Origin of the sequence: Nocardiopsis sp. JB363 (assembly GCF_900143625.1) — a bacterium.
In the GTDB taxonomy this organism is placed as follows: domain Bacteria; phylum Actinomycetota; class Actinomycetes; order Streptosporangiales; family Streptosporangiaceae; genus Nocardiopsis.
In genome coordinates this window covers 1-4,527 of the sequence record NZ_FRFF01000138.1, presented here as the reverse complement: position 1 = coordinate 4,527, position 4,527 = coordinate 1, and the positions used below count along the sequence as shown (strand labels likewise).

The following is a 4,527-nucleotide window of genomic DNA, read 5'->3' as shown; positions in this document are numbered from 1 at the left end:
CAGCGTCTGATGAGAATAAGAGACAGCCTTCGCCCACCCCGACGGCCGCGCCCGTTTCACCCCCGTCCGCCACCTCCCACCGGCCGAGGAACCCGACCAGGATCACCCGCTCATCGCCACCACCGGCCGTCTCATGGGCCACTACCAGTCCGGCGCCCAGACCCGCCGCGTCCCCGAACTCCTCAACGCCCAACCCTGCGCCTACGTGGAAGTACACCCCGACACCGCGGCCCGCGCCGGACTCGCCCACGGCGACTGGGCCCACCTGACCTCCCGGCGCGGCACCACCCTGGCCAGGGTGCGCCTGGACACCACAGCACGCCTGGACACCGTGTTCCTGCCCTTCCACTACCCCGGCGCCCAGGCCGCCAACAACCTCACCCACCCGGCCCTGGACCCCATCAGCCGCATGCCCGAGTTCAAGGTCAGCGCCGTACGCCTGGAGCCGGCCCCGCACCCACCCACCGGAGAAACCCCATGAGCACCAACCCGCCCCCGCGCCGGATCGTGGTCATCGGCAACGGCATGGTCGGCGCACGCCTGGCCGAGGAGGTCGCCCACTTGGACCCCCACGGCGCCCGGGTGGACCTTCGGGTCGTGGGCACCGAACACCACCCCGCCTACAACCGGGTCCTGCTCTCACAGGTCCTGGCCGGCACCCACACCCCCCGACAGATCCGACTGCCCGTCCCCGACACCCCCGGGGTGAGCGTGCGCACCGGCGTGACAGCCACGAGCATCGACACCACCCACCGACGCCTGCGCCTGGACGACGGCACCCACCTGACCTTCGACGAACTCGTCCTGGCCACCGGCGCCCGCGCCGCCCTGCCACCCATCACCGGGGTGAGCGGCCACCAAGGCGCACCCGCAGAGGGCGTGTGCGCCCTACGGGACCTGGACGACTGCCAACGAGTCCTGTCCCTGGTCCGCCCCGGCGCGCCGGTAGTCGTCCTGGGCGGCGGCGTCCTGGGTCTGGAGGCCGCCCGAGGCCTGGTCGGACGCGGCGCCAGGGTGAGCCTGGTGGAATCCTCACCCTGGATCATGCGCCGCCAGATCGACCGACCGGCCGCCCACATCCTGGCCCGCCGCTACGAAGCACTGGGGGTGAACGTGCACTCCTGGCGGGTGGCGTCCCGATGGATCCCCGGCACCGGCCTGGAACTGGACGACGGCCGTGTCCTGGCCGGCGACGCCCTGGTGGTCACCGCGGGGGTGCGCGCCAACACCGAACTGGCCAAGGACGCCGCCATCGAGGTCGAACACGGGGTCGTGGTCGACGACCACCTGACCACCTCCCACAGCCGCGTCCACGCCATCGGCGACTGCGCCCAACACCCCGGGGGAGGGGCCGGGCTGGTCGGACCCGGCTGGGAACAAGCCGCGGTGCTGGCCCGTCGGCTGACCGGCGTCGAACCGGGCGCCCGTTACCGGGGCGCCCGACCACTGACCCGCCTCAAGGCCCAGGGCATCGAACTGACCGCGTTCGGCCGCGTCCAGGAGGAGGACGACGGGCCAGAGGTGGAGACCGTCACCGTCAGCGACCCGCACGGGGGTCGCTACGCCAAACTGTCAGTGGAGCGGGACCGTGTCGTAGGCGCGGTCCTGCTCGGCTTCCCCGAGGCCGCGGCCACCCTGGCCCAGCTCTACGACACCGCCATGCCCGTACCCGCCGACCGGCTCGCCCTGGTCCAGGGACACCCCGCCCACACCCCCCACGAACAGGACCCCGCCCCGGCCCTGGTGTGCCGGTGCAACGCGGTGGGACGCGAGGAGATAGAACAGGCCTGGTTGGACGGGGCCCGCACCCGCGAGGCCATCGCCCACCGCACCCGCGCCACCACCGGGTGCGGTGGCTGCGTGCGCGACGTCGACGCCCTACTGGAAGGGATGGGCGGTGCGAACACGACCCCCACCACCATTCCCTGAGACCACACCCCGAAGGGTTTCGGTCCACCCGCACGGGGGTTGAGGGCCTTGACTCAGTGCAGGGACAGGCCCGCGGCGCAGCACACCAGTCCGACCACCGCCATCAGGGTGCGCACGTGGTTCCAACGCACCCACACCGGTTCGAAGGCGGCCCGAACCGCCGCCGCCTCTCCCGCACGGGAGGAGGAGCCCGCCGCGTCCAGGGCGTTGTTGCGCGGAACGTTGACCGTGAAGGTGACGACCACCGCCGACACCAACGCCACCAGACCCACACCCGTCCACACCGCCGAGGCATGCGCGCCGGCCGCGAAGAACAACGCCACCGACCCCAGGACCGCCACCGGCGCACCCACGAACACCAGCGCGAACACCGGGTTGAGGATGGCGGAGTTGATGCGCTGCATCGACTCCACCATCGCCCGATCCTCCACCCGCGCCAGCCCGGGCATCACCGCCATCGAAAAGCTCAGGAACAACCCCGCGAACAGGCCCGTCAACACCACCGCCAGCACCGGGACGAACCCGAACACCACCTGTGTCACATCCACACGCCCACCATCCCTCGCCAAGGCCGCCCGCCCGGGGGAACCGCCCCACAACATCGAAGCACCTCCCCGCCCGGCGCGCCACGGCCCGCGACCACCACCCACCCCCACACCACGACCGAAACCGGCCACCACGACAACCGATAACCCGCGACCCCGGGTGTGCTCACCACCGCCCCGCCCCACCCGGCCGGGGAGTGGCCGCTTTTCGCCACCGACCGAACCAGAAGTGCCTCCCGTGCGTCTGAGCAGCCGAGTCATCCACATTCCCGGCCTCCCCAACGGCCGGAGCACGCACAAGGGAGCCCCCGTACATGTCCCAACGAGCCCTCGGCGCGATCGGCGCGGCACTCGCGCTGAGCCTGGCCCTCAGCTCCTGCGGCCTGGTCCGCGACCTCACCGGCGGTGACCAGCCCCCCACCGAAGAGAACTCCGAGGAACAGGCACAGGAGAGCGCCGCACCGGAGCTGCCCTTCACCCGCCAGGGCCGTATGTTCGTCGAGGACGGCAACGACGTCGCCTTCGAGGTCGTCATCAACGCACTCGAATCCAACGGCGAGTACATGATGATCGACGTCACCCACAACATCCTCGAACCCCTGCCGGGCGCCGTCACCAGCGCCGTGGCCCCCATCCGCATGGTCGACCCGCTCTCCGGCGAGGTCCTGCGGGTGATGAACAACGAAGAGCACGGCGAGAACTACGGCACCTACTTCGAGGAGGGCGACCCCTTCCTGCCCACCCACGAGGGCCTGCCCCTGCCCATGCGCCGCTACTTCCCCGCCCCCAGCGAGGACGTGCAGACCCTCACCTTCACCGGCTCCGGTCTGGGCTACGTCCCCGGCATCCCCATCACCCACGTCGACGAGTTCACCGAAGCACCCGAACCCAACGTCTACGACCACATCGACCCCGACACCTGGGAACAGGGCGAGCTGCCCGAGGAGATCTTCTACCCCGAGGACGTACCCGAACCCGGCCTGGACGTGGACGCCTACCGCCAGTCCATGGAGAGCTTCGTCGACAGCCCCATCGCCTCCACCACCCGCTCCGGCGACCAGGAGACCATCGCCCTGCACTCGGACAACATGTTCGAGGTCGATGAGGCCGAACCCACCGACGAAGCCGCCGAGACCATCCGCCAGACCGCGGCCTCCCTCCGCGAGAACCTCGCCGAAGGCACCGAGATCACCGTCATCGGCCACACCGACTCCACCGGATCCGCAGGCCACAACCAGACCCTGTCCGAGGAACGCGCCGAGGCCGCCCGCGAACTCATCGAAGAGGAACTCGGTGACGGCTTCACCCTCCACACCGAGGGCCGCGGCGCCGACGAACTGCTCGCCGAGGAGGGCCAGGACGACGACGAGGAGGCCCGGGCCCGCAACCGCCGGGTGGAGTTCTTCTACGAGGTGCCCATGGACGCCACCGACAGCGAGGACACCGAGGGCCTGGACTCCGCCCAACGCCACGTCGCGGAGCCGGCCCCCTACTTCGAGGAGATGGACGTGCACACCACCGTCTCCCACAACGACCTCGACCTGAACGTCTACCCGCTGGTGCGCGACGGCGCCTACCTGTTCCAGGTGGTGGGTTTCCAGAACTCCACCCTGAGCGACCTGGAGGCGGACCTGGACGGTGACGAGGCACGCCTGCCGGGCAGCCCCGCCCAGTACACCGAGGGCACCATGGGCGGCTTCCGGCTGGAGGAGAGCGACTCCGGACTGCTCCGCTACGTGATCCGCATCAGCACCGGAGAGGACGAGTACGAGGACTTCGCCGACGAGATCCACACCCTCAGCCCCGGCGAGGAATACCTGGCCCTGGCGGTCTTCCCCGCCCCGGCCGACGACATCACCGAAATGACCCTGTACGCGGGCGCCTTCGGCGAGATCCCCCGCATCCCCATCCAGTAGGGACCCGGAGCACGGGCCGGCGCCCCGCTTCCCCCACCGGGAACGGGGCACCGGCCCGTCACCACCCAAGGCCCCGCGCCCGGTTCAGCGCACCGGCCTGTCACTTATACACAACAGACGCTGCCGACGAATAAAGT

Annotated in this window: 3 protein-coding genes and 1 pseudogene; 3 read left to right on the top strand and 1 reads right to left on the bottom strand. The window is 70.6% G+C overall.

Going from position 1 to position 4,527, the window contains the following annotated elements; translation table 11 throughout:
- Positions 1-25: 25 nt before the first annotated feature.
- Together BQ8420_RS22390 and BQ8420_RS22385 are read left to right on the top strand one after the other, a co-directional pair.
- Positions 26-481, top strand: a pseudogene (locus BQ8420_RS22390) (molybdopterin oxidoreductase family protein); the annotation flags it as partial.
- On the top strand, positions 478-1,929 hold the full coding sequence (locus BQ8420_RS22385; RefSeq protein ID WP_087101133.1) for an FAD-dependent oxidoreductase: 1,452 nt from the start codon (positions 478-480) through the stop codon (positions 1,927-1,929). The pseudogene BQ8420_RS22390 and the gene BQ8420_RS22385, both read left to right, overlap by 4 nt.
- 53 nt (positions 1,930-1,982) lie before the next feature.
- On the opposite strand, the gene BQ8420_RS22380 is transcribed toward BQ8420_RS22385, so the two are convergent.
- Positions 1,983-2,471, bottom strand: coding sequence for a DUF1772 domain-containing protein (locus tag BQ8420_RS22380; RefSeq protein ID WP_087101134.1), 489 nt, complete (start codon positions 2,469-2,471; stop codon positions 1,983-1,985).
- Between the two features lie 317 nt (positions 2,472-2,788).
- Here BQ8420_RS22380 and BQ8420_RS22375 point away from each other — a divergent pair, with 317 nt between their 5' ends.
- A complete protein-coding gene (locus tag BQ8420_RS22375; protein ID WP_087101132.1) occupies positions 2,789-4,390 on the top strand; it encodes an OmpA family protein in 1,602 nt (533 codons plus the stop codon).
- Positions 4,391-4,527: the final 137 nt, after the last annotated feature.